Origin of the sequence: Rhodococcus koreensis (genome assembly GCF_900105905.1) — a bacterium.
GTDB classification, from domain to species: Bacteria; Actinomycetota; Actinomycetes; order Mycobacteriales; family Mycobacteriaceae; genus Rhodococcus_F; species Rhodococcus_F koreensis.
This window is the reverse complement of record NZ_FNSV01000005.1, coordinates 1,974,479-1,996,591: the sequence shown is the minus strand read 5'-3', so window position 1 is coordinate 1,996,591 and position 22,113 is coordinate 1,974,479. Positions and strand designations below refer to the sequence as shown.

At 69.0% G+C, this 22,113-nt stretch carries 18 protein-coding genes; 16 read left to right on the top strand and 2 right to left on the bottom strand.

Features of this window, described 5'->3' with window-relative positions:
* Window positions 1-13 precede the first annotated feature (13 nt).
* The 16 genes from mftD (at window position 14) to BLV94_RS13935 (ending at window position 20,896) form a co-directional block, all read left to right on the top strand.
* Window positions 14-1,195, top strand: coding sequence for a pre-mycofactocin synthase MftD (gene mftD / locus BLV94_RS14010; protein ID WP_072945587.1), 1,182 nt, complete (start codon window positions 14-16; stop codon window positions 1,193-1,195).
* A gap of 16 nt (window positions 1,196-1,211) precedes the next feature.
* Window positions 1,212-3,173, top strand: coding sequence for a mycofactocin system FadH/OYE family oxidoreductase 1 (locus BLV94_RS14005; RefSeq protein WP_072945589.1), 1,962 nt, complete (start codon window positions 1,212-1,214; stop codon window positions 3,171-3,173).
* 8 nt (window positions 3,174-3,181) lie between these two features.
* Entirely contained in the window at window positions 3,182-3,994 is an 813-nt protein-coding gene (locus BLV94_RS14000) for a mycofactocin-coupled SDR family oxidoreductase (RefSeq protein WP_072945591.1), read from the top strand.
* Complete coding sequence (locus BLV94_RS13995; RefSeq protein ID WP_072945594.1) at window positions 3,991-5,952, top strand: mycofactocin system FadH/OYE family oxidoreductase 2; 1,962 nt, start codon at window positions 3,991-3,993, stop codon at window positions 5,950-5,952. The genes BLV94_RS14000 and BLV94_RS13995 overlap by 4 nt, the downstream gene beginning before the upstream one ends.
* 50 nt (window positions 5,953-6,002) lie before the next feature.
* Window positions 6,003-6,725 (top strand): mycofactocin biosynthesis peptidyl-dipeptidase MftE, encoded by a 723-nt coding sequence (mftE, locus tag BLV94_RS13990; protein WP_072945597.1) that lies wholly within the window; start codon window positions 6,003-6,005, stop codon window positions 6,723-6,725.
* Between the two features lie 106 nt (window positions 6,726-6,831).
* On the top strand, window positions 6,832-8,232 hold the full coding sequence (gene mftF / locus BLV94_RS13985; protein ID WP_072945600.1) for a mycofactocin biosynthesis glycosyltransferase MftF: 1,401 nt from the start codon (window positions 6,832-6,834) through the stop codon (window positions 8,230-8,232).
* Window positions 8,232-9,704 carry a mycofactocin dehydrogenase MftG gene (gene mftG, locus BLV94_RS13980; protein WP_072945602.1) on the top strand — a complete coding sequence of 491 codons (1,473 nt, stop codon included), beginning with the start codon at window positions 8,232-8,234 and terminating at the stop codon, window positions 9,702-9,704. Before mftF ends, mftG begins: the two co-directional genes overlap by 1 nt.
* A gap of 66 nt (window positions 9,705-9,770) precedes the next feature.
* Window positions 9,771-11,087, top strand: a complete 1,317-nt coding sequence (locus BLV94_RS13975; RefSeq protein ID WP_072945604.1) for a sigma-54-dependent transcriptional regulator family protein — start codon at window positions 9,771-9,773, stop codon at window positions 11,085-11,087.
* A 78-nt stretch (window positions 11,088-11,165) separates the two neighbouring features.
* Entirely contained in the window at window positions 11,166-12,689 is a 1,524-nt protein-coding gene (adh, locus tag BLV94_RS13970; RefSeq protein ID WP_072945606.1) for an aldehyde dehydrogenase, read from the top strand.
* Window positions 12,689-13,231, top strand: a complete 543-nt coding sequence (locus BLV94_RS13965; protein ID WP_072945608.1) for a DUF779 domain-containing protein — start codon at window positions 12,689-12,691, stop codon at window positions 13,229-13,231. The genes adh and BLV94_RS13965 overlap by 1 nt, the downstream gene beginning before the upstream one ends.
* A gap of 153 nt (window positions 13,232-13,384) precedes the next feature.
* Window positions 13,385-14,839: an ethanolamine permease gene (gene eat, locus BLV94_RS13960; protein ID WP_072945610.1), complete on the top strand. Its 1,455-nt coding sequence runs from the start codon at window positions 13,385-13,387 to the stop codon at window positions 14,837-14,839.
* A complete protein-coding gene (locus tag BLV94_RS13955) occupies window positions 14,836-16,248 on the top strand; it encodes an ethanolamine ammonia-lyase subunit EutB (RefSeq protein ID WP_072945612.1) in 1,413 nt (470 codons plus the stop codon). The genes eat and BLV94_RS13955 overlap by 4 nt, the downstream gene beginning before the upstream one ends.
* Window positions 16,245-17,012 (top strand): ethanolamine ammonia-lyase subunit EutC, encoded by a 768-nt coding sequence (gene eutC, locus BLV94_RS13950; protein ID WP_072945615.1) that lies wholly within the window; start codon window positions 16,245-16,247, stop codon window positions 17,010-17,012. Before BLV94_RS13955 ends, eutC begins: the two co-directional genes overlap by 4 nt.
* Before the next feature lie 78 nt (window positions 17,013-17,090).
* Window positions 17,091-17,636, top strand: a complete 546-nt coding sequence (locus BLV94_RS13945; protein WP_072945617.1) for a hypothetical protein — start codon at window positions 17,091-17,093, stop codon at window positions 17,634-17,636.
* Between the two features lie 120 nt (window positions 17,637-17,756).
* A complete protein-coding gene (locus BLV94_RS13940; RefSeq protein ID WP_083395567.1) occupies window positions 17,757-19,097 on the top strand; it encodes an MFS transporter in 1,341 nt (446 codons plus the stop codon).
* A gap of 161 nt (window positions 19,098-19,258) precedes the next feature.
* Window positions 19,259-20,896 (top strand): AMP-binding protein, encoded by a 1,638-nt coding sequence (locus BLV94_RS13935; RefSeq protein ID WP_072945619.1) that lies wholly within the window; start codon window positions 19,259-19,261, stop codon window positions 20,894-20,896.
* Between the two features lie 11 nt (window positions 20,897-20,907).
* Here BLV94_RS13935 and BLV94_RS13930 read toward each other — a convergent pair whose 3' ends face one another.
* Window positions 20,908-21,405 carry an ankyrin repeat domain-containing protein gene (locus BLV94_RS13930; RefSeq protein WP_072945621.1) on the bottom strand — a complete coding sequence of 166 codons (498 nt, stop codon included), beginning with the start codon at window positions 21,403-21,405 and terminating at the stop codon, window positions 20,908-20,910.
* Window positions 21,406-21,417: 12 nt separating this feature from the next.
* On the bottom strand, window positions 21,418-22,002 hold the full coding sequence (locus BLV94_RS13925) for a GlcG/HbpS family heme-binding protein (protein ID WP_072945624.1): 585 nt from the start codon (window positions 22,000-22,002) through the stop codon (window positions 21,418-21,420).
* Window positions 22,003-22,113 lie beyond the last annotated feature (111 nt).

The following is a 22,113-nucleotide window of genomic DNA, read 5'->3' as shown; positions in this document are numbered from 1 at the left end:
GAGAGGTATTGCCATGGGTAAGAATCCGTTCTTCGAAACGGTGGCCGAGGCTCAGCGTCGCGCGAAGAAGCGCCTGCCGAAGTCGGTGTACGCGGCGCTGATCGCCGGTTCCGAGCGGGGCGTGACGGTCGACGACAACATCGCGGCGTTCGGTGAACTGGGGTTTGCTCCGCACGTCGTGGGGCTGTCCGACAAGCGTGAGCTGTCCACGACCGTGATGGGGCAGTCGATTTCGCTGCCCGTCATCATCTCCCCGACCGGTGTGCAGGCGGTGCATCCCGACGGCGAGGTCGCTGTCGCGCGTGCGGCGGCGGCACGCGGCACGGCGATCGGTCTGAGTTCGTTCGCGAGCAAGTCGGTCGAGGAAGTCACGGCCGCCAACCCTCAGACGTTCTTCCAGATGTACTGGGTCGGCAGCCGGGAGGTGCTGATCCAGCGGATGGAACGCGCCCGCGCCGCCGGGGCGACCGGACTGATCATCACCACCGACTGGTCGTTCTCGTACGGTCGTGACTGGGGTAGCCCGGCCATCCCCGAGAAGATGGACCTGAAGGCGATGCTGCAGTTCGCGCCGGAGGGAATCACCCGGCCGAAGTGGTTGTACGAGTTCGCGAAGACCCGCAAGATCCCGGATCTGACCACCCCGAACCTGGCGCAGCCCGGTCAGGAACCGCCGACGTTCTTCGGCGCCTACGGCGAGTGGATGCAGACGCCGCTGCCGACGTGGGACGACATCGCATGGCTGCGTGAGCAGTGGGGCGGGCCGTTCATGCTCAAGGGCGTCATGCGGGTCGACGACGCCAAGCGGGCCGTCGATGCCGGCGTCACCGCGATCTCCGTGTCGAATCACGGTGGCAACAACCTCGACGGCACCCCGGCGCCGATCCGCGCGCTGCCCGCCATCGCGGAGGCCGTGGGCGATCAGGTCGAGGTGCTCCTCGACGGCGGTATCCGCCGCGGTAGCGACGTCGTGAAGGCCGTCGCGCTCGGCGCGCGGGCGGTGATGATCGGCCGCGCGTACCTGTGGGGTCTCTCGGCGAACGGTCAGGCCGGCGTCGAAAACGTCCTCGACGTCCTGCGCGGCGGTATCGATTCGGCGCTGCTCGGGCTGGGCCACTCGAACATCCACGACCTCACCCCGTCCGACATCGTGATCCCGCCCGGATTCGCTCGCGTACTCGGCGCCGAATCCTGAACCACGAACGGCGTAGATGTCTGCGCAACTGACAGACCCGATCACCCTGGCCGGACGCCACGCCCGGTCCAGGGTGCTTCTGGGTCCGCACCCCACCAATCTCGGTGCGGGAAGGACGCTGTCGCCGCGTCATGTCGCGTACTACGAGCGCCGGGCGCGGGGCGGTGCGGGGATCGTCGTCACCGAGGTGGCGTCGGTCCATGCCTCCGACTGGCCGTACGAACGGGCTCCGCTGGCGTCCGACTGCGTCGCCGGGTGGCGGGACATTGTCGCGGCCTGCCGCCCGCACGGCACACTGGTGCTGGCCGGGTTGGGGCACGCCGGACTGCAGGGGTCGAGCGCCTACTCGCAGTCGGTGCTGTGGGGACCGTCGGGGGTCGCCGACGTGATCTCCCGCGAGATGCCGATGCAGATGGAGCAGGCGGAGATCGACAGCCTCGTCGAGGGCTTCCGGGCCGGGGCCGCCGCGGCAGTCGCGGCGGACGCGGACGGCGTCGAGCTCGACGCCGGGCCGAGAGCGCTCCTGCGGCAGTTCCTTTCGAACCTCACCAACGTACGCGAAGACGAGTACGGCACCGACCCGCTGCGGCTCGTCCGCGAGGTCCTCGCCGCCGTCCGCAAAGAGCTGGGCCCCGGCCGGATATTGTCCCTGCGCCTGAGCTGCGACGAGGAGACGTCCTGGGCGGGGATCACACCGTCGATCGCCGCCGGACACGGACGGGCCCTGGCCGACGCACTCGATCTGCTCGTGGTGGTCCGGGGCGGGCCGCTGTCGCCGAACGCCTACCGCCCCGACTTCCACCGGCCACCCGCGTTCAACACCGAACTCTGCCGCGGCATCCGCACGGCGGTCGCCGGCGCGGTCCCGGTCGTTCTCCAGGGCAGCGTCGTCGATCCGGCCGATGCCCGGTGGGCGCTCGACGACGGAGTCGCCGACGTCGTCGAGATGACGCGTGCCCAGATCGCCGATCCCGATCTCGTCGTCAAGATCCGGCGCGGTGCGGTGCCGCGGCCGTGCGTCCTGTGCAACCAGACGTGCCAGGTGCTCGACCCCCGCAACCCGGTCGTCACATGCGTCGGCAATCCCACTGCCGGGCACGAGACCGTCGATCCCACCGAGGACGCCGCTGTGGTCGCAGGCACGGCACTGGTGGTCGGTGGTGGCCCGGCCGGTCTCGAGGCGGCGCGGGTGCTTGCGCTGCGGGGTCACCGGGTCGCCGTGGCGGAGGCATCGGCTCGGCTCGGCGGGATGGTGCGGGCCGCGGCCGGGGCGCCGCACCTCAGGGCGCTGACCGACTGGCTGGAGAACGAATGCCGCTGTCTCGGAGTCGAATTCCGTCTCGGCGCCACGGTCTCCGAAGCCGAACTCGACGCCGCGGAACGAGACGGTGTGACGGTGATCCTCGCGACCGGCAGCACGCCCCGGCCGCTTCCGTTCCCCGTCGGGGGAAGTGTCCGGTGTCTCGGCGCCGCGGATCTGCGGGACGGTGACGTGCCTGCGGAGGGGCCCCACATCGTCTTCGACCCGGTCGGCGGACCGGTCGGCGTGGCGGTCGCCGAATGGCTCGCGGCGCGGGGCCGCGACGTGAGCATCGTGACCCAGGACTCCGTGGCCGGCTCGCGACTCGGCATGACCGGCGACCTCGCCGACGCCAACACCCGCCTGCAACGGGCCGGGGTGACGCGTCACCTCGACAGCCGCATCGTGTCGATCGACGGCGACGGAATGCGGTTGCGCAACCGGTACACCGCCGAAGAGTCGGTGGTGCCGTGCACCGTGTTGATCGACTGCTCGCATCGTCTCCCCGAGGACACGCTCGGCTCGACCCGCCCGGACACGGTGCGGGCCGGCGACTGCGTGGCCCCCCGCACACTGCTCGAGGCGGTCCGCGAGGGCCGCACCGAGGCGCTGACCGCGACCGCCCACCGGCGGTCCGAGTTCGATCACCATCCGTTCACCCTCGTCACCGAGAGATAGGACATTTCATGGGACAGTTCGACGACAAGGTCGCGTTCATCACCGGGGCTGCCCGTGGGCAGGGGCGAACGCATGCGGTGCGGTTGGCGCGCGAAGGTGCGGCGATCATCGCCGTCGACATCTGCGGGCCGGTGTCGGAGTACAACAGCTACGAACCGGCGACGGCGGACGACCTCGCCGAGACGGTGCGGCTCGTGGAATCCCAGGGCGGCAAGATCCTCGCCGAACAGGCGGACGTGCGGGACAGCGCGCAACTGAAGGCTGTCGTGGACCGGGGAGTCGAACAGTTCGGCCGTCTCGACATCGTGATCGCGAACGCCGGGATCTGCAACTGGAACCGCTTCTGGGAGATGCCCGACGAGCAGTGGGAGACTCTGATCGACGTCAATCTCACCGGCGCCTGGAAGACGCTGAAGGCTGCGGTCCCGGCACTGATCGAGGGTGGCCGCGGGGGATCGATCATCGTGATCAGCTCCGTCGCCGGGATCAAGCCGCTCCCGGGGCAGGCCAATTACGCCGCCTCCAAGTTCGGGCTCGTGGGACTCACCCAGACCGCGGCCAAGGAACTGGGCGAGTACGACATCCGGGTCAATTCGATCCACCCCTACGGAGTGAAGACCCCGATGGGCACCGACCCGGGCAGCCTCGTGATTCTCGAGAAGCACCCGCACTACCTGTCGAGCTTCGGCACCATCCTCACCGAACACCCGCTGGCCGACACCGACGACATCACCGACGCCGTGCTGTGGCTGGCCGGTGACGGTTCGCGGCGGGTCACGGGCAGTCAGGTCGCCGTCGACATGGGCAACACCAAGGTGTGAGCACCTCCGCGTACCGCCACCTGTTCACCCCGTTGCGCCTGGGACCGCTGACGCTGCGCAATCGGGTGGTCTTCTCGGCGCACCTCACGGGGTACGCCGTCGACGGTCTCCCCACCGCCCAGCACGCCGCCTACTATGCGGCGCGCGCGAAGGGCGGTGCGGGCCTGATCATCTCCGAAGAGCACGCCACCCATCCGGGTGACTGGCCGTACGAGAAGGTGATCGCCGGCTACCGGCCGGAGGTCGTCCCGGGATACCGGCGGATCACCGACGCGGTCCACGCACACGGAGTTCCGATCCTCGCTCAGGTCAACCACAACGGCGGCCAGGGATCGAGCATGTATTCGCGGCGGCCACTGTGGGCGCCGAGCGCCGTCCCCGACCCACTGTTCCGCGAAGTTCCCAAGGCGGTCGATCAGCGCGAGATCCGGGCCCTCGTCGACGGTTACGCGCGCGTCGCCGAGCACTGTGTCCGAGGCGGATTCGACGGCATCGAACTGCAGTGCTCGCACTCGTCGCTGGTGCGCAGTTTCCTCGCCCCCGCCACGAACCAGCGCACGGACCGGTACGGAGGGTCGTTGGAGAACCGTGCCCGGTTCCTCCTCGAGGTCGTCGAAGCCGTGCGAACGGCGATCGGCCCGGACCGCGCACTCGGGGTGAGGCTCGCGGGGGAGGACCTGTTCGACGGTGGCGTACACCTCGACGAGGCGGTGGAGGTGGCCGCCCTGCTGGAGGCGGACGGGCGGGTCGACTACCTCAACACGTCCATCGGGATGGCCACCGAGACGCTGCACATGATCGAGGCGTCCATGGCCGTCCCCCGCGGGTATGCGCTGTTCGTCCCCAATGCGATCCGGCGGCGGGTCGGACTTCCGGTGGTCGGTGTCGGCCGGTTCTCGGATCCGCATCAGGCCGACCGGGCTCTCGACGAGGGGCACTGCGACCTGATCGGGGTGGTGCGCGGCCAGATCGCGGACCCGGACTTCGCGGCCAAGGCACTCGCCGGTGAAGAGGACGCCATCCGATCGTGCCTGGCGTGCAATCAGGAATGCATCGGACGCATGGGGCTGGGCCGGTGGCTCGGCTGCGTCGTGAACCCGCGCGCGGGCAGGGAATCGATTCTGCTGCCCGAACCCACCGTCCGCGGCAGGCGGGTCGTGGTGGTCGGCGGCGGACCTGCCGGGCTGAAGGCCGCCGCCACCGCCGCGCAGCGGGGGCACCACGTGACGCTCTTCGAACGCAACACCGTCCTCGGTGGTCAGGTCCGGACGGCCGCCGTCGTCCCTGGGCGCCGCGAGGTCCTCGGCCTCGTCGTCGACCTGGAAGCGGAATGCGTTCGGCGCGGCGTGGACGTGCGGACCGGCACCGAGGCGACCGCCGAGGCGCTCGCGCAGGGACGTCCCGACGTGGTCGTGCTCGCCACCGGAGCGCGTCCGAGCCGTCCGCGCTGGGCGGGTGCGTCGGATCGGGTGGTGGATGTGCGGGACGTGCTGGAGGGCCGCGCGGATCCGTCCGGGACGGTGCTGGTGGTCGACGAACTGGGATTCCATCAGGGCACGTCCGTCGCCGAATTCGTCGCCGACGCCGGGTGTGCCGTCACGATCTGCACGCCGGGGATGATCGTCGGCCAGGATCTCGGGATCACACTGGACCTCGAGGGATGGAATCGGCGGGCGCACGGCAAGGGCATCACCCAGGTGACGGACGTGGTGCCGACCGGGTGCGACGACGCCGGCGGGGGCCGGATCGCGGTCACGCTCCTGCACCACCCGACCGGCGCGTCCCGCCGGCTCACCGTCGACTGGGTGGTGTCGTCCGCGCACCAGCAACCGGAGGACGAGCTCTGGAAACTACTGGCCGACAGCGGCATCGAGGTCCATCGCATCGGCGACGCCCTGGCCCCGCGCCGCGCGCATTCCGCCGTCATCGAGGGGGAGCGGATCGCGCTCGCGCTCTGACGCAGGCAGTCACGGCCCGGGTCGAATCCGCGGTCGCCTAGCATCGGAGGATGCCCCATTCCGGACACCTCGACGACGCGGTGTGGCCCGACCTCGTGTCCCACGTGTCGACGGTCGTGGTCCCGGTCGGCTCCCTCGAGCAGCACGGACCGCATCTGCCGCTCGACACCGACACCACCATCGCCGACGCCGTGTCCCGCGCGCTGCCGCACGTGCTCGTCGCACCCCCGATCGCGTACGGCGCGAGCGGTGAGCACGAGGGGTTTCCCGGGACCGTCTCGCTGGGGGCGGAGGCCCTCGAGACCGTGCTGGTCGAATACGGCAGGTCCGCGTGCCGGTGGGCGGACCGCGTGCTGTTCGTCAACGGGCACGGAGGAAACGGACCCGCATTGGTCAAGGCTGTCGCCTTGCTTCGATACGAGGCCCGTGACGTGGCCTGGGTGCCGTGCGCGGTCCCCGGTGCCGACGCCCATGCCGGACGTACGGAAACGTCCTTGTTGCTACACCTTTCACCTGGTCGAGTGAGGTTGTCCAGGGCCGAGCCCGGTAATACGGAACCTATCGCGAGGTTGATGCCAAGACTGCGAGAAGGCGGTATGGTCGCCGTGTCGGCCAATGGGGTGCTCGGTGACCCGACGGGCGCAACGGCCGCGGAGGGGGCGCAGATCTTCGGCGTGCTCGTCCACACAGTCACCAAGGCACTGGCCCGGTGGAAACCGGGCCCCGATGGACGGCTCCGGTGCGAACCGGGCGCCGATGGGAGGCTCCAATGACCCGCACGGGCGCCCTCGAGTTGCCGAGGGCGGATTTTCGGCACATCCTTGCGGCTGATTTCCGGCATGCCCTGCCGGCGCTGTCCGATCCGCATACGATCGACTGATGCGCCAAGCTCGACTTCCCGATGGATTCGGGATCCGAATCGACCCCAAGGTTCGCGCATATTCCGGAGGCCGAGTGCTCATCGGCGGTTCGCCGACCCGGATGCTGAAGCTGGCGCCCACCGCGGCGGCCATGATCGGAGACGGCTACCTCGAGGTCGTCGATCCGCAGTCCGCCGTCGTCGCACGCCGCCTCCTCGACTCGGGGGTCGCCAACCCGCGCCCCATGAGCACACCGTCCCCGCAGGACGTCACCGTCGTCATTCCGGTGAAGAACAACGCGCCCGGGCTGCACCGCGTGCTGGCCGCGCTCCGCGGACTCGAGGTGGTCGTCGTCGACGACGGCTCCGACGTCCCGATCGTCGCCCCCGCGCTGCAGAACGGGTGCGGCGGCCGCGTCACCGTGCTGCGCCACGAGACGGCAAAGGGGCCCGCCGCGGCCCGCAACACCGGTCTGCGTTACGCCGCAACTCCGTTCGTGGCGTTCCTCGACTCCGACGTCCTGCCGCGCACCGGGTGGATCGAGGTCATGCTCGGCCACTTCAGCGACCCCGCGGTCGCGCTGGTCGCCCCGAGGATCGTCGCGCTCGAACCCGAGGCGAGCACGCTCGCGCGGTACGAGCACGCCCGATCCTCCCTCGACCTCGGACGGAAGGAATCCGCGGTCCAGTCCGGCGGCCCGGTGTCGTACGTCCCGAGCGCCGCGATGATCGCCCGGCGTGAGGTGCTCGACGAGTTCGGCGGCTTCGACGAGTCCATGCACGTGGCGGAGGACGTCGACCTGTGCTGGCGACTCCAGGAGTCCGGCTGGCGACTGCGGTACGAGCCCGTGGCCCACGTCGCGCACGACCATCGCGTGACGTTCGGAAAGTGGTTCGACCGCAAGCTGTTCTACGGCACCGGTGCGGCGCCCCTGGCGGCGAGGCATTCGGGCATGGTCCCACCGCTGTCGATGTCGCCGTGGACGTTCTTCGCGTGCATCGCCGCGGCCACCTGCACCCGGCTGGGTCTGCTCGGCGCCGTCGCCACGCTCGCGATGATGCTGGTGCGCCTGCGCCGCATGTTCACGGGACTCGATCAGCCGACCCGCATCGCCGCCATCCTCGCCGCCCAGGGCTTCGCCGGTGGCGCCTGGCAGCTGGCGTCCGCGATGTGCCGCCACTATTGGCCCGTCACGCTGCTGGCGGTAGTGCTCTCGAAACGGATTCGCCGGATCGCGCTCGCGATCGCCGTCGCCGAGGGGGTCGCCGACTGGGTCACCCACCGGGAGCCCGGAGGGCTGGGACCGGTGCGGCACACGGTGTTCAAGCGGCTCGACGACATCGCGTACGGTGCCGGGCTCTGGAAGGGCGCCGTCGCCGCTCGCGACTTCGACGCATTGAAGCCCCGGTTGAAGTCGTAGTGACCGATCCGATTCGCGCCGCCGACGTCGTGGTCGTCGGCGGCGGTTCGAGTGGATGCGTGGTGGCCACGCGGCTCAGCGAGGATCCGGGACGATCGGTCCTCCTCCTCGAGTCCGGACCCGGTTACCGGTCGGCCCTCGACTGTCCCGTCCTCGATTACCGGACGCTGCCGGTCGGCCCGGGCAGCGCATACGCGCAGACGTACGGCGTGGAGTTGGCGCCGAGCGTGCCCTCGGCCATGGTGCGCGGCCGCGTTCTCGGCGGGTCGGGCGCCGTCAACGGCGCCTACTTCGTCCGCGGGACGGAAGCGGACTTTCGGCACTGGCCCGCGTCGTGGTCGTACGAGAACGTGCTGCCCGCCTTCCGGGCACTCGAGCGTGACGCCGACTTCGACGACTCCCGGCACGGCACCGCCGGCCCGATGCCCGTGCGCAGGCAGCCCGCGGAACAGCTGAGCGAGATCAGCGCGGCGTTCCGCGCCGCGGCCCTCGGCGCGGGACATTCCGAGGAACCCGACAAGAACGGAGCAGGCGGTGGCGGGATCGGCCCGGTGCCGCTCAACGTCGACGGTGGCCGCCGGGTCAGCACCGCCGTCGCGTATCTGCTGCCGGCGTCGGAGCGGCCCAACCTGACGGTCGAGGCGAACTCCGACGTCGTGCGAATTCTGTTCTCCGGTAACGAGACGGTGGGGGTCGAGGTCGAGTCGGGCGGCACCCGCCGCACGGTCCACGCCGGCCGGGTCGTACTGGCGGCGGGACCCGTCGAAACCCCGGTGCTGCTGATGCTTTCGGGAATCGGACCGGCAGAACATCTGAGGGGCAACGACATCGACGTCGTCCTCGACGTGCCCGGTGTCGGTACCGATTTCAGTGATCACCCCGAAGTGGCTCTGCCGTACCGTGTCCGGGACACACTCCGCCGCAGTGACACGAGTCCGGTCGTCGAAACGGTACTGAACGTCGACGACCTCGAGATCCGTCCGTACACGGCGCCGTTCGACGTGCTCGTCCCCGGATCCGGGCAACCCGACCCGGTCCTCGGAATCGGGCTCATGGTGGCGGAGAGCCGGGGCGACATCCGGCTCACGTCGGGACACCGCAGGGACCGTCCCCGGATCGAGTACCGGTACGCGCAATCGGCCGCCGACCGCCGGGCGCTGCGCGAGGGACAGGCCATCGCGCTGGACCTGCTGCGCTCGCCGGAGCTTGGCCCGTTGGTCCGGCCGCTGTCCGAGGAGGTGTCCGACCGCTCGGTGCTCGCGCACCTGGGGACGTCTCTGCACCTGTGCGGCAGTTGCCGGATGGGCGGACACACAGACGTGGGTGCGGTGGTGGACGAGCGGTGCAACGTCCGCGGAATACAGGGTCTGACCATAGCGGACACCTCGGTGTTCCCGGTGGTCCCGAGCCGTGGGCCGCACGCCACCGCGGTCATGGTCGCCGAGCGGGTCAGTACCTTCCTGAGGGAGTGACGGAGGGCGGAACCCGGCCCCGTGTGACCCGGGTTACAGTAGGCAGAGACGCCGTGGAGGAGTTCGATGCAAAGTCAACCGCCCACAGGGGGCAATCCGTGGGTCGCCGTGCGCCCGGGAGACGACGTCGCGATGCTGGCGCGCAGGGTGTCGTCGGCGCATCAGTTGTTCGTCGAGCGTCACGCCCCCGCAGGCCGAGACCAGGCAGGCGACGGAAATTCGGTGCGGTCCGTCATCCTCGATTCGTGGATGCGCAGCACGAGCAAGGGCGTGAGCCCGGACGGGTCCGCCCGCGCGGTCGATCTGGCGGCCGCGGATCTCGCCGCGTACCGGGCGTCGCACCCGATGTCGATCATCCGGCCCGTGGTCCGCAAACTCCTCGTCGAGGATGCCGCCGACACCGGACTGCTCGTGGCCATCACGGACGAGAAGGGCCAGTTGCTGTGGGTCGAGGGCGATTCGTCCGCCAAGGACCGCGCACTGGAGATGAACTTCGTCGAGGGCGCCGACTGGAGCGAGGACACCGTCGGCACCAACGCCCCGGGCACCGCGCTGGCGCTCGACCACTGCGTGCAGATCTTCGGAGCGGAGCACTTCAGCAGGTCGGTGCACGACTGGAGTTGTTCGGCGGCGCCCGTCCACGACCCGGCGACGGGGCTGATCGTCGGCGCCATCGACATCACCGGTGGCCCACGGGTCGCGGTACCCGAGGTGCTGTCGCTGATCCGGGCCACCGTCGCGGCCGCCGAGGCGGAACTGCGCCTGCACCTGCTGCGCTCGCCGCAGCCGCTGGTCGAGACGGTGCTGCGGTTGGAGGTGCTGGGGTCGGGACGACCGACTCTGGTGCGCGGGGCCGAACGCATCCCGCTCTCGCAGCGACACGCGGAAATCCTGCTGCTCCTGGCGGAGCATCCGGAGGGCCTGAGCTCCGACCGGCTCGCGGTGCTACTCGACGAGAACGAACTCGACGCCGTCACCATTCGTGCCGAGATGTCGCGCCTGCGCAAGGTTTTCGGTCCCGCGAACCTCGGTTCGCGGCCGTACCGGCTGCTCACCGAATTGACGTCGGACGTCCGGCAGGTGCGTGGGGCCCTGGACCGCGGAGAGCTGGCCGCCGCCCTCGACGTCTACTCGGGTCCGGTGCTACCCGGGTCGGAGGCGCCCGGCGTCGAGGACCTGCGCGGCGAACTGCGTGCCCGCGTCCAGGCGGCATTGCTGCGGGAGGGCGATCAGCGGTTGCTCGCCAAGTGGACCACGTCCGTCCACGGCCGTGAGGACGTCGCCGCGTGGGAGGCGTACCTCGCGGGCCTCGATCCGCGTTCCCCGTTGTATTCCCAGGTCAAGTCGAGGATCGATCTGTTCGATCAGCAGTACGCAACGTAGTTGCAACGGTACGGTCCCTAGTGTTGTGAGTCACACCGAGAAAGTTCCACCGAGTTTCACGACACCAGGGAGTTATCGATGACCGTGTATGCCCGCCCGGGTTCGCCCGACGCCGTCATGTCCTTCCAATCGCGTTACGACAACTGGATCGGCGGCCAGTGGGTTGCGCCCGTCAAGGGCCAGTACTTCGAGAATCCGACCCCCGTCACCGGGCAGCCGTTCTGTGAGGTCGCGCGGTCGACGTCCGAGGACATCGAACTCGCCCTCGACGCCGCACACGCCGCGGCTCCGGCCTGGGGCAAGACGTCGGTGGCCGAGCGCGCCATCATCCTGAACAAGATCGCGGATCGCATCGAGGAGAACCTCGAGTCCATCGCGCTCGCCGAGTCCTGGGACAACGGCAAGCCGATCCGTGAGACCCTGAACGCCGACATTCCGTTGGCCATCGACCACTTCCGTTACTTCGCCGGTGCGATCCGCGCGCAGGAAGGCGCCTTGTCGGAGATCGACTCCGACACCGTCGCCTACCACTTCCACGAGCCGCTCGGCGTCGTCGGCCAGATCATCCCGTGGAACTTCCCGATCCTCATGGCCGTGTGGAAGCTTGCTCCCGCACTCGCCGCGGGAAACGCGGTCGTCCTCAAGCCCGCCGAGCAGACTCCGGCGTCGATCCTGCACCTGATCTCCGTCATCGGCGACCTGCTGCCCGCCGGTGTGATCAACATCGTCAACGGCTTCGGTGTCGAGGCGGGCAAGCCGCTCGCCTCGAGCCCGCGGATCCGGAAGATCGCGTTCACCGGTGAGACCACCACCGGCCGGCTCATCATGCAGTACGCGTCCCAGAACCTGATCCCCGTCACCCTCGAACTCGGCGGCAAGAGCCCCAACATCTTCTTCTCCGACGTGCTGTCGTCCAACGACGACTACCAGGACAAGGCGCTCGAGGGCTTCACGATGTTCGCCCTCAACCAGGGTGAGGTGTGCACCTGCCCGTCGCGGTCGCTGATCCAGGAGGACATCTTCGACGAGTTCCTCGCGATGGCGGCCATCCGCACCAAGGCCGTCCGCCAGGGCGACCCGCTCGACACCGACACGATGATCGGCGCGCAGGCCTCCAACGATCAGCTCGAGAAGATCCTGTCGTACATCGAGATCGGCAAGGGCGAGGGTGCGAAGGTGATCACCGGTGGTGAGCGCGCCGAACTCGGCGGCGACCTGTCCGGCGGCTACTACGTGCAGCCGACCATCTTCACCGGTCAGAACAAGATGCGGATCTTCCAGGAGGAGATCTTCGGTCCCGTCGTGTCGGTCACGTCATTCAAGGATTACGACCAGGCCATCGAGATCGCGAACGACACGCTGTACGGCCTCGGCGCCGGCGTGTGGTCCCGCGACGGCGGCGTCGCCTACCGGGCGGGCCGCGACATCCAGGCCGGCCGCGTGTGGACCAACACGTACCACCAGTACCCGGCGCACGCCGCGTTCGGTGGCTACAAGCAGTCCGGCATCGGCCGCGAGAACCACCTGATGATGCTCGAGCACTACCAGCAGACGAAGAACCTGCTGGTCAGCTACGCCCAGAAGGCTCAGGGCTTCTTCTGATGGACGCAGCCCGGGCGCCTCAGCGCCTGAAGGCAACCGCCGGGGCGGTGGAGCTTCTCCGCCGCCTCGGCGGTACCCACGGGGCGCTGATGATGCATCAATCCGGCGGATGCTGCGACGGGTCCGCGCCGATGTGTTACCCCGACGGCGAATTCATCGTCGGCGACCGCGACGTGCTGCTCGGTGTCCTCGACCTGCGTCTCGGGGTGGGGGAGACCCCGTCCACCCGGCCCGAGGGTGCCGATGCCCTGCCCGTGTGGATCTCCGGTTCGCAGTTCGAGGCGTGGAAGCACACCCAGCTGGTGCTCGACGTGGTGCCCGGTCGCGGTTCGGGCTTCAGCCTCGAAAGCCCGGAAGGCATGCGCTTCCTCAGCCGTGCGCGTGCCTTCACCCCGGAGGAGAACACCAGCCTCGCCGCGGAGGACGTCATCGTGGGCGAGCGGTGGGAGCAGGGCTGGAGACCCGCACCCTCACCCGAACCGCAAGTGGTCGCCGAAGCCGTCGACGCATGTCCCGTGCCCGCTCGCCGCCCGGGCCCCTAGCGCCCGAAGTTCACTGCGACCGCGGTTTTTACGTCGTGGTCACGTTTTGCTGACACGACGTGTACACAGCTCATTCACCATTGGCCTCGGCCGTTCGGCACCGCTCTCGCGCGGCGCCGGCGAGGCAACATTCGGATCGACGTAGGGGACGGAATGTCACTCGTAGAACCATCCAAGAATTCCGGAACCGGTAAACACCACGATGCTGCCGACTTCCACTCCGAAGACAACAGCTATCTGGAAAAACGCACGCTCCGAAAGGGTTCGGCGGGCTGGGTGCTGCTCGCAGGCCTCGGCGTCAGCTACGTGATCTCCGGCGACTACGCCGGATGGAACAACGGGCTGGCCGAGGGCGGATTCGGCGGACTGCTGATCGCCGGCGTCGTCATCGCGGGCATGTACCTGGCCATGGTGCTGGGGATGGCCGAGATGTCCTCCGCCCTGCCCGCCGCGGGCGGCGGTTACACGTTCGCCCGCCGGGCGCTCGGACCGTGGGGCGGATTCGCCACCGGCACCGCCATTCTCATCGAATACGCGATCGCGCCCGCCGCCATCGCGACGTTCATCGGCAGCTACGTCGAATCACTGAACCTGTTCGGCATCACCGACGGGTGGTGGGTGTACCTGGCGGTCTACGCGATCTTCATCGGAATCCACCTGACCGGCGCCGGCGAGGCGCTCAAAGCCATGTTCGTCATCACGGCGATCGCACTCGTCGGGCTCGTGATCTTCGCGGTCTCCGCGATCGGGCTGTTCGACGCGGGCAACCTCACCGACATCGCCCCGACCGATGCAGCGGGGGCATCGAGTTTCCTGCCGTTCGGCGCTTTCGGCATCTGGGCGGCCGTCCCGTTCGCCATCTGGTTCTTCCTCGCCGTCGAAGGCGTGCCGCTGGCCGCCGAAGAGGCACGCGAGCCGGAGAAGAACGTACCGCGCGGAATCATCATCAGCATGCTCATCCTCATCGTCACGGGGGCCACGGTCCTGTTCCTCGCGACGGGAGCACTGGGTGCCGAGAGCCTGTCGACGTCCGGGAATCCGCTGGTCGAGGCGCTCGGTGACGGAACCGCGGCGAAGGTCGTCAACTACATCGGCCTGGCCGGCCTCGTCGCCAGCTTCTTCTCGATCATGTACGCCTACTCGCGGCAGACGTTCGCGCTGTCCCGCGCCGGTTACCTGCCGACGAACCTGTCGGTCACCAACTCGCGGAAAGCGCCCACGCTCGCACTCATCGTCCCGGGTGTCATCGGGTTCGCACTCTCGCTCACCGGTGAAGGCGCGATGCTGCTGAACATGGCCGTGTTCGGCGCGGCCGTCAGCTACGTGCTGATGATGGTCAGCCACATCGTCCTCCGCAGGCGCGAGCCGGAGATGAAGCGGCCGTACCGCACACCCGGCGGCATCGTCACCACATCGTTCGCGCTGGTCATCGCGGCCGCCGCGGTGATCGCCACGTTCCTCGTCGATCCGGTCGCCGCACTGTGGACGCTGATCGCGTTCGCGGCCTTCATGGCGTACTTCGGCCTGTACAGCCGCCATCACCTCGTTGCCAATTCGCCCGACGAGGAGTTTGCTGTTCTTGCAAAGGCGGAGGAAGAACTCGAATGACCACCTACAGTCACGGAGTCGCAGGAACCGGGTACACGTTCGACGGTCTCGTCGACCTCATGGCCAAGGCGACACCGCTGCGCAGCGGGGACGAACTCGCCGGGTGCGCGGCGTCGTCCGACGCCGAACGCGCCGCCGCGCAGTGGGCGCTGGCCGATGTCCCGCTCGGCACGTTCCTGAACGAACTCGTGGTGCCTTACGAGGACGACGAGGTCACGAGGCTCATCATCGACTCGCACGACCGGGTCGCGTTCGGCGAGATCTCCCACCTCACCGTCGGCGGCCTGCGCGACTGGTTGCTGGACGTCGCGGCGCGGGACGGCGCGGCCGAGACGTTCCGCCGCGTCGCCCCGGGGCTGACACCGGAGATGGTCGCGGCAGTCAGCAAGATCATGCGCAACCAGGACCTCATCGCGGTCGCACGGGCCGTCACCGTCACCGCGGGGTTCCGCACGACGCTCGGCGTACCCGGGCACCTGGGAACCCGGTTGCAGCCCAACCATCCCACCGACGACCCCCGCGGGATCGCGGCCGCCACGCTCGACGGGCTGCTGCTCGGCTGCGGTGACGCCGTCATCGGCATCAACCCGGCCACCGATTCGCCGCACGCCACCGCGGAACTGCTGCACCTGCTCGACGACATCCGTCAGCGCTTCGACATTCCGGCGCAGTCGTGCGTGCTGTCGCATGTGACCACCACGATGGGCCTGATCGAGGACGGCGTACCCGTCGACCTGGTGTTCCAGTCGATCGCCGGAACACAGGGCGCCAATTCCAGTTTCGGCGTCGACATCTCGCTGCTGCGGCAGGCGAACGAGGCAGGCCGGTCGCTGAAACGCGGCACCGTCGGCGACAACGTGATGTATCTGGAAACGGGGCAGGGGTCGGCCCTGAGCGCCGGGGCGCACCTCGGCACGGGTGGCAGGCCCGTCGACCAGCAGACCCTGGAGACCAGGGCGTATGCGGTGGCCCGCGACCTCGAACCGCTGCTGATCAACACGGTGGTCGGGTTCATCGGACCCGAGTACCTGTACGACGGCAAGCAGATCATCAGGGCCGGACTCGAGGACCATTTCTGCGGGAAACTACTGGGCCTGCCGATGGGTGTCGACGTCTGTTACACCAATCACGCCGAGGCCGACCAGGACGACATGGACACGCTGCTCACCCTGCTCGGTGTGGCGGGCGCGGCCTTCGTCATCGCGGTGCCGGGCGCGGACGACGTCATGCTCGGCTATCAGAGTCTGTCGTTCCACGACGCGCTGTACGCGCGCCAAGTGCTCGGACTCAGGCCCGCACCGGAATTCGAGGACTGGATGCGCCGTCTCGGCATGGTCGACGACGCCGGTCGCGTGCTGCCGGTCGACGCCGCGGCGTCGCCGCTTCGAGCACTGACGGGGGCACGATGACCGATCCTGTCGCACAAGACTTCTGGGCGGAACTGCGAGCCACGACGCAGGCGCGTATCGGCCTCGGCCGCACCGGAGACGCGCTGCCGACGCAGCGCGTCCTCGAGTTCCGGTCGGCGCACGCCGCGGCCCGCGACGCCGTCCACCAGCCGCTCGACGCGCAGGCGCTGGCCGAACAGGTCGAGGCCGTGGGCCTGGGCAGACCGGTGGTCGTCACGAGCAAAGCGTCGGACCGGAGCGAATACCTGCGCCGGCCCGACCTGGGTCGCACGCCGGCAGATCTGTCCGGTGTGCCCGCGGGGAACGCCGAGGTGGGATTCGTCCTCGCCGACGGGTTGTCGCCCCGCGCGCTCACCGATCACGGGGTGTCCCTGCTGTCCGCGCTGGTCGACGAGTTCGGCGGCACGTACTCGCTGGCGCCGCCGGTGATCGCGACCCAGGCCCGGGTGGCGCTCGGCGACCACATCGCGCAGGCCCTGGGTGTGCAGACGCTCGTCCTGCTGATCGGTGAGCGGCCGGGACTGTCGGTGGCCGACAGCGTCGGCGTCTACCTCACGCACCTCCCGCGCCCCGGACGCACCGACGCCGACCGGAACTGCGTGTCCAACATCCACCCACCCGAGGGGCTCGGCTACGAACTCGCCGCCCGCGTCGTGGCGGGCCTGGTGTCCGGCGCCCGGAAACTGGGCCGGTCCGGAGTGGAGCTGAAGGACACTTCCCGCGCGGATGCGCTGGCAGCCCCCTCGGAGATCCTCGAACTGTAGTCGTGTTATCTAAAGGGCGGCAGGTCCGACCGGGCCTGCGGAGAACCGCCCTGGACGGGGTGTGACGAGGAGAGATCTATGGCCTTCGCTGGCAATGTGGACGAATTGGCCCTGCTGCAGGCGGTCCGGTTGAAAGAGCAGGTCAGCGCGGCGGTACTCGCCGAACATCTCGGTGTGAGCGCCGCGTCCGCGCAGGCCGCGTACGACGCGCTGCTGACCCAGGGCAAGGCGCAGGAGGCCTCGGACGGCCGGATCGCGCTCACCGGCGCCGGGCTGTCGGAGCTCGAGGACCAGCTCGACGCCGAGCGGGTGTCCATCGACGAGGATTCCATCGCCGAGGTGTACGAGAGCTTCGTGCCGTTCCACGAGGAGTTCGTCGGACTCATCGACACGGCCGACGCCGATCAGCTGGCGGACCTGGACCGTCGCGCGTCGGTCGTGTTCGACGACCTGTCGGCGTTCGTGCCCCGGTTGTCCCGCTACCAGGACCTGTTCGCCGATGCTCTCGCGAAAGTTGCTGCGGGGGAGACGAAGTGGATCTCGGAGCCCGTGATCGACTCCTACGCCACCGTGTGGACCGAGCTGCGCAGGGAGCTGATCGGCGCGTCCGGCGCCACCGAGTGACGTGAGCCGCGTCACCACCCCCCCATTCGGGGGTGGTGACGCAGTGAGCCGGATCACTACTTTTCCTCTCATCCGGGATACGCCCACCAGGGTGTTCCCCACGGACCACGGAGGAATCGAGTGACCACAGTCTCCAACTCGGGTGCGGGCGCCCCCCACGCCCCCACGCCGGTGCGACAGGGCGGTACCAGCGTCCGCAAGGTGGCCATTGCCAGTGGCATCGGCACGACCATCGAGTTCTACGACTTCTTCATCTACGGCACCGCCGCAGCACTGGTGTTCCCCACGGTGTTCTTTCCCGCACTCGGCTCCACCGCAGGCACCGTCGCCTCCTTCGCGACCTTCGCCGTGGCCTTCGTCGCCAGGCCGGTGGGTGCGATGCTGTTCGGCCATTACGGTGACCGGATCGGGCGGAAGAAGACCCTGATCTCCACGCTCATCCTGATGGGCGTCTCGACCTTCCTCATCGGCCTGCTGCCCGGCGCCGCGACGATCGGCGTCGCGGCCCCGATTCTGTTGGTGCTGCTGCGTTTCGGGCAGGGATTCGCCGTCGGCGGCGAGTGGGCGGGCGCCACGCTGCTGACGGCGGAGTACGCACCGCCGGGCAAACGCGGCCTCTACGCGATGTTCCCGCAACTCGGGCCCGCGGTGGCCTTCATCCTCTCCAGCGCCACGTTCCTCGTCACCGGCAGCCTGCTGGGCGACACCAACGAGGTCTTCCTCGACTACGGGTGGCGGATTCCGTTCCTGTTCAGTGCCGTCCTGGTCGGCATCGGTCTCTACATGCGCCTGGCGATCGAGGAGACGCCGGTGTTCCGCGCCGCTCAGCAGGCAGACCGTGCGGATGCGGCCCCGCGGACCCTCCCGCTGATGGACGCCTGGCGGTTCCAGACCAAGGAGATCCTCCTCTCGGCCGGCGCGCTGGCCACCCTGTTCGCGTTCTTCTACATGGGGACGGCGTTTCTCACCAGCTACGGCACCAAGACCCTCGGGTTCAGCCGCCCGTTCGTGCTGACGGTCGGGATCGCCTCGGCGGTGGTCTTCGGATTCACCATCGTCGTCTCGGCGCTGTACTCGGACCGGATCGGACGTCGACGGGTCATCATGATCTCCTGCGGCCTGGCCGTCGTGTGGGCGCTCGCGCTGTTCTCGCTGCTGGACACCGGTTCGCCCGTCGCGTTCACGATCGGCGTGATGGTCACGCTCGCCATCTTCGGGATCGCCTACGGTCCCTGCGGCGCCCTGCTTCCGGAAATGTTCCAGACGCGGTACCGCTACACCGGCGCGGGCCTCGGCTACAACCTCGCCGGCGTGCTCGGCGGCGCGGTGCCGCCGCTGATCGCCGCGCCCCTGGCGTCCGCGTACGGCAGTGCCGCGATCGGCGTGTTGCTCGCCGTCCTCGGTGTGGTGAGCCTGCTGTGCACGAAGGCCCTGGTGGAAACGAAAGACGACGCGCTCTGACCCCGCAGGCGAGGGGTGTCCGGACTTCGCACAGTTACCGGCACCCCTCGCCGTGCAGTATGCCCTGGATCACAACAACCAAGAGTAAGTTCGACCGCGGAAGGGCCTTCCGGTCTGCCCGTCCCGTAGGCGCCCGAACGGGTTCCTGGAGAGGAAGAGTGATGACAACCCCGCTTCCCAGCTACACCCACGGCGTGTGGGACGCCCCGATGCTCGGCGACACCATCGGAGACAACTTCGACCGGACCGTGGCGGCCCACGCCGATCGTGACGCCCTGGTCGACCGGCCGTCGGGGCGGCGGTGGACGTACGCCGAACTGAAGCGGGACGTCGACGCCGTGGCGGCGGGGTTGCTGAAGCGGGGCATCGCGAAGGGCGACCGGGTCGGGATCTGGGCGCCGAACTGCCCGGAATGGACGCTGATCCAGTACGCGACCGCGAAGATCGGCGCGATCCTCGTCAACATCAACCCCGCCTACCGGGCGCACGAATTGAAGTACGTGCTCGACCAGGCTGGTGTCCGGCTGCTCGTGTCGGCTCCGCAGTTCAAGTCATCGGACTACGCGGCGATGATCGAGGAGGTCCGGCCCGAGTGCGGCGATCTCGAGGTGGTCGTGCTGCTCGGGAGTGCCGAGTGGAGCAGGCTGGCGTCGGACGGCATGGCCGCGCATGCCGCGGATCCGGCCCGGCTGCGCGCGGCGCAGGCCGCGCTGTCACCCGACGACCCGATCAACATCCAATACACCTCGGGGACAACCGGGTTCCCGAAGGGGGCGACGCTCAGCCACCACAACATCCTCAACAACGGGTACTTCGTCGGCGAGCTGTGCCACTACACCGAGAACGACCGCGTCTGCATCCCGGTGCCGTTCTACCACTGCTTCGGCATGGTCATGGGCAACCTCGCGTGCACGAGTCACGGCGCGACCATGGTGATTCCGGGTCCCTCGTTCGATCCGAAGGCGACGCTGCAGGCCGTCGAGGCGGAGAAGTGCACGTCGCTGTACGGGGTGCCGACGATGTTCATCGCCGAACTCGCCGAGCACGACTTCGAGTCCTTCGACCTGTCCAGTCTGCGGACCGGAATCATGGCCGGATCGCCCTGCCCGGTCGAGGTGATGAAGCACGTCATCGAACTGATGGGGATGGCCGAGGTCTCCATCTGCTACGGGATGACCGAGACGTCGCCGGTGTCGCTGCAGACGCGGTCGGACGACACCATCGACCAGAAGGTCTCCACCGTCGGCCGGGTCGGCCCACATCTCGAGGTCAAGATCGTCGATCCGGCAACAGGATTGACCGTTCCGCGGGGCGAGCCGGGGGAGCTGTGCACTCGCGGGTACTCGGTGATGCTCGGGTACTGGAACAACCCGGAGAAGACTGCGGAAGCGATCGACGCCGGACGGTGGATGCACACCGGCGACATCGGTGTGATGGACTCCGACGGGTACGTCGCGATCACCGGGCGGATCAAGGACATGGTGATCCGCGGCGGCGAGAACGTCTACCCCCGGGAGATCGAGGAGTTCCTGTACACCCACCCCGACATCCTCGACGCGCAGGTGATCGGCGTGCCGGACGCCAAGTACGGCGAGGAACTGATGGTGTGGGTGCGGATGAAGGAAGACACCGAACCTCTGGACGCGGCGAAGGTGCGCGAATTCTGCACCGGCAAGCTTGCCCACTACAAGATCCCGAAGTACGTGCACGTCGTCGACGAGTTTCCGATGACCGTGACGGGCAAGGTGCGCAAGGTCGAGATGCGTGAGCAGTCCCTCGACCTGATCGGGCACACCTGACCCGCCCCCGGTCACCCGGTCCGCAGCAGCGCCGCGACGGCATCCTGCCCGCGTCGCTCCGCGTGCTGCAGTGCCGTCCGGCCGTCGGCATCCTCGATGGCCGGATCGGCGCCCGCGTCGAGGAGCAGTCGGACGACGTCCTGGTAGCGGGCGGAGCCGTCGCCGTAGACCACGGCCTCGAGCAGTGCCGTCCAGCCCGGATCGTTGACATGGTTCACCGGAACACCCGCGTCGATCAGCATCCGCACGGTCTCGACGTGGCCGTGCTCGGCCGCCGGGATCAGCGCGGTTCCGCCGAACCGGTTAATGCTGGTCACGTCGGCGCCGTGGTCGAGGGTGAGCGCGAGAATCTCGTTCAGCCCCTCCGCGCCCGCGTACAGGAACGCCGAGTCCTCGCGGGTGTTCTTCGCGTTCACGTCGGCTCCGGCGTCGAGCAGTGCTCGCACCGCCGACGCGTCGTCACGGGCGACGGCGTCGAACAGTGCACGCTCGAGTTCGGGAGTCGACACGGGAGCGGCTCTTCAACCCAGGGCGCCGGCGATCGCGTCGAGACCGGCGGCCGCGCAGGCCTGATCCTGCATTCCGTCGGGGGCGCCGCCGACGCCGATACCCGCGATCGACCCGCTCGCCGATTTCACACTCACGCCGCCCGCCAGGAACAACGTGCCGGGAAGGTCGGCGACCGTCGCGCCGTCGCCCTTGGCCCGTTCGCTCAGGTCGCTGGTGTTCGCGCCGAACGCGGCGGCGGTGTACGCCTTCTGCCGGGCCGCCTCCACGGTGTGCTGCGCGGCGTTGTCCCCCCGCAGCATGGCCTGCACGTTGCCGTTGCGGTCGACCACCGACACGGTGACGAAGCCCAGTCCGTCGGCCTGGCACTTCGCGAGCGCCGCCTGCGCAGCGGTCTGCGCCGCCCCGACACCGAGACGGTTCTGGCTGACCAGGCCGTCCGCGCCGTCGACCGGGGCGGGTGCGGCGGCCGTCGCGACCGGAGTGGACGCCGCCGTCGCCTCGTCCGTCGTGGAAGCGCCGCACGCGGCGGTCGCGACGATCGCGGCCAGCGGGACGGTGATCGCCAGAATGCGGGGCAGTCGGTGGAAGGTGCGCATCGGAAGGCCTTTCAAGGGAGTGACGAGCTGACGTGACCAGCCTGGCCCGCAAGCGCCGGTGACCGCATCGGGCCGACGGCGCTCCCGGGCTCATCCGTCCGGCGAGGGTAG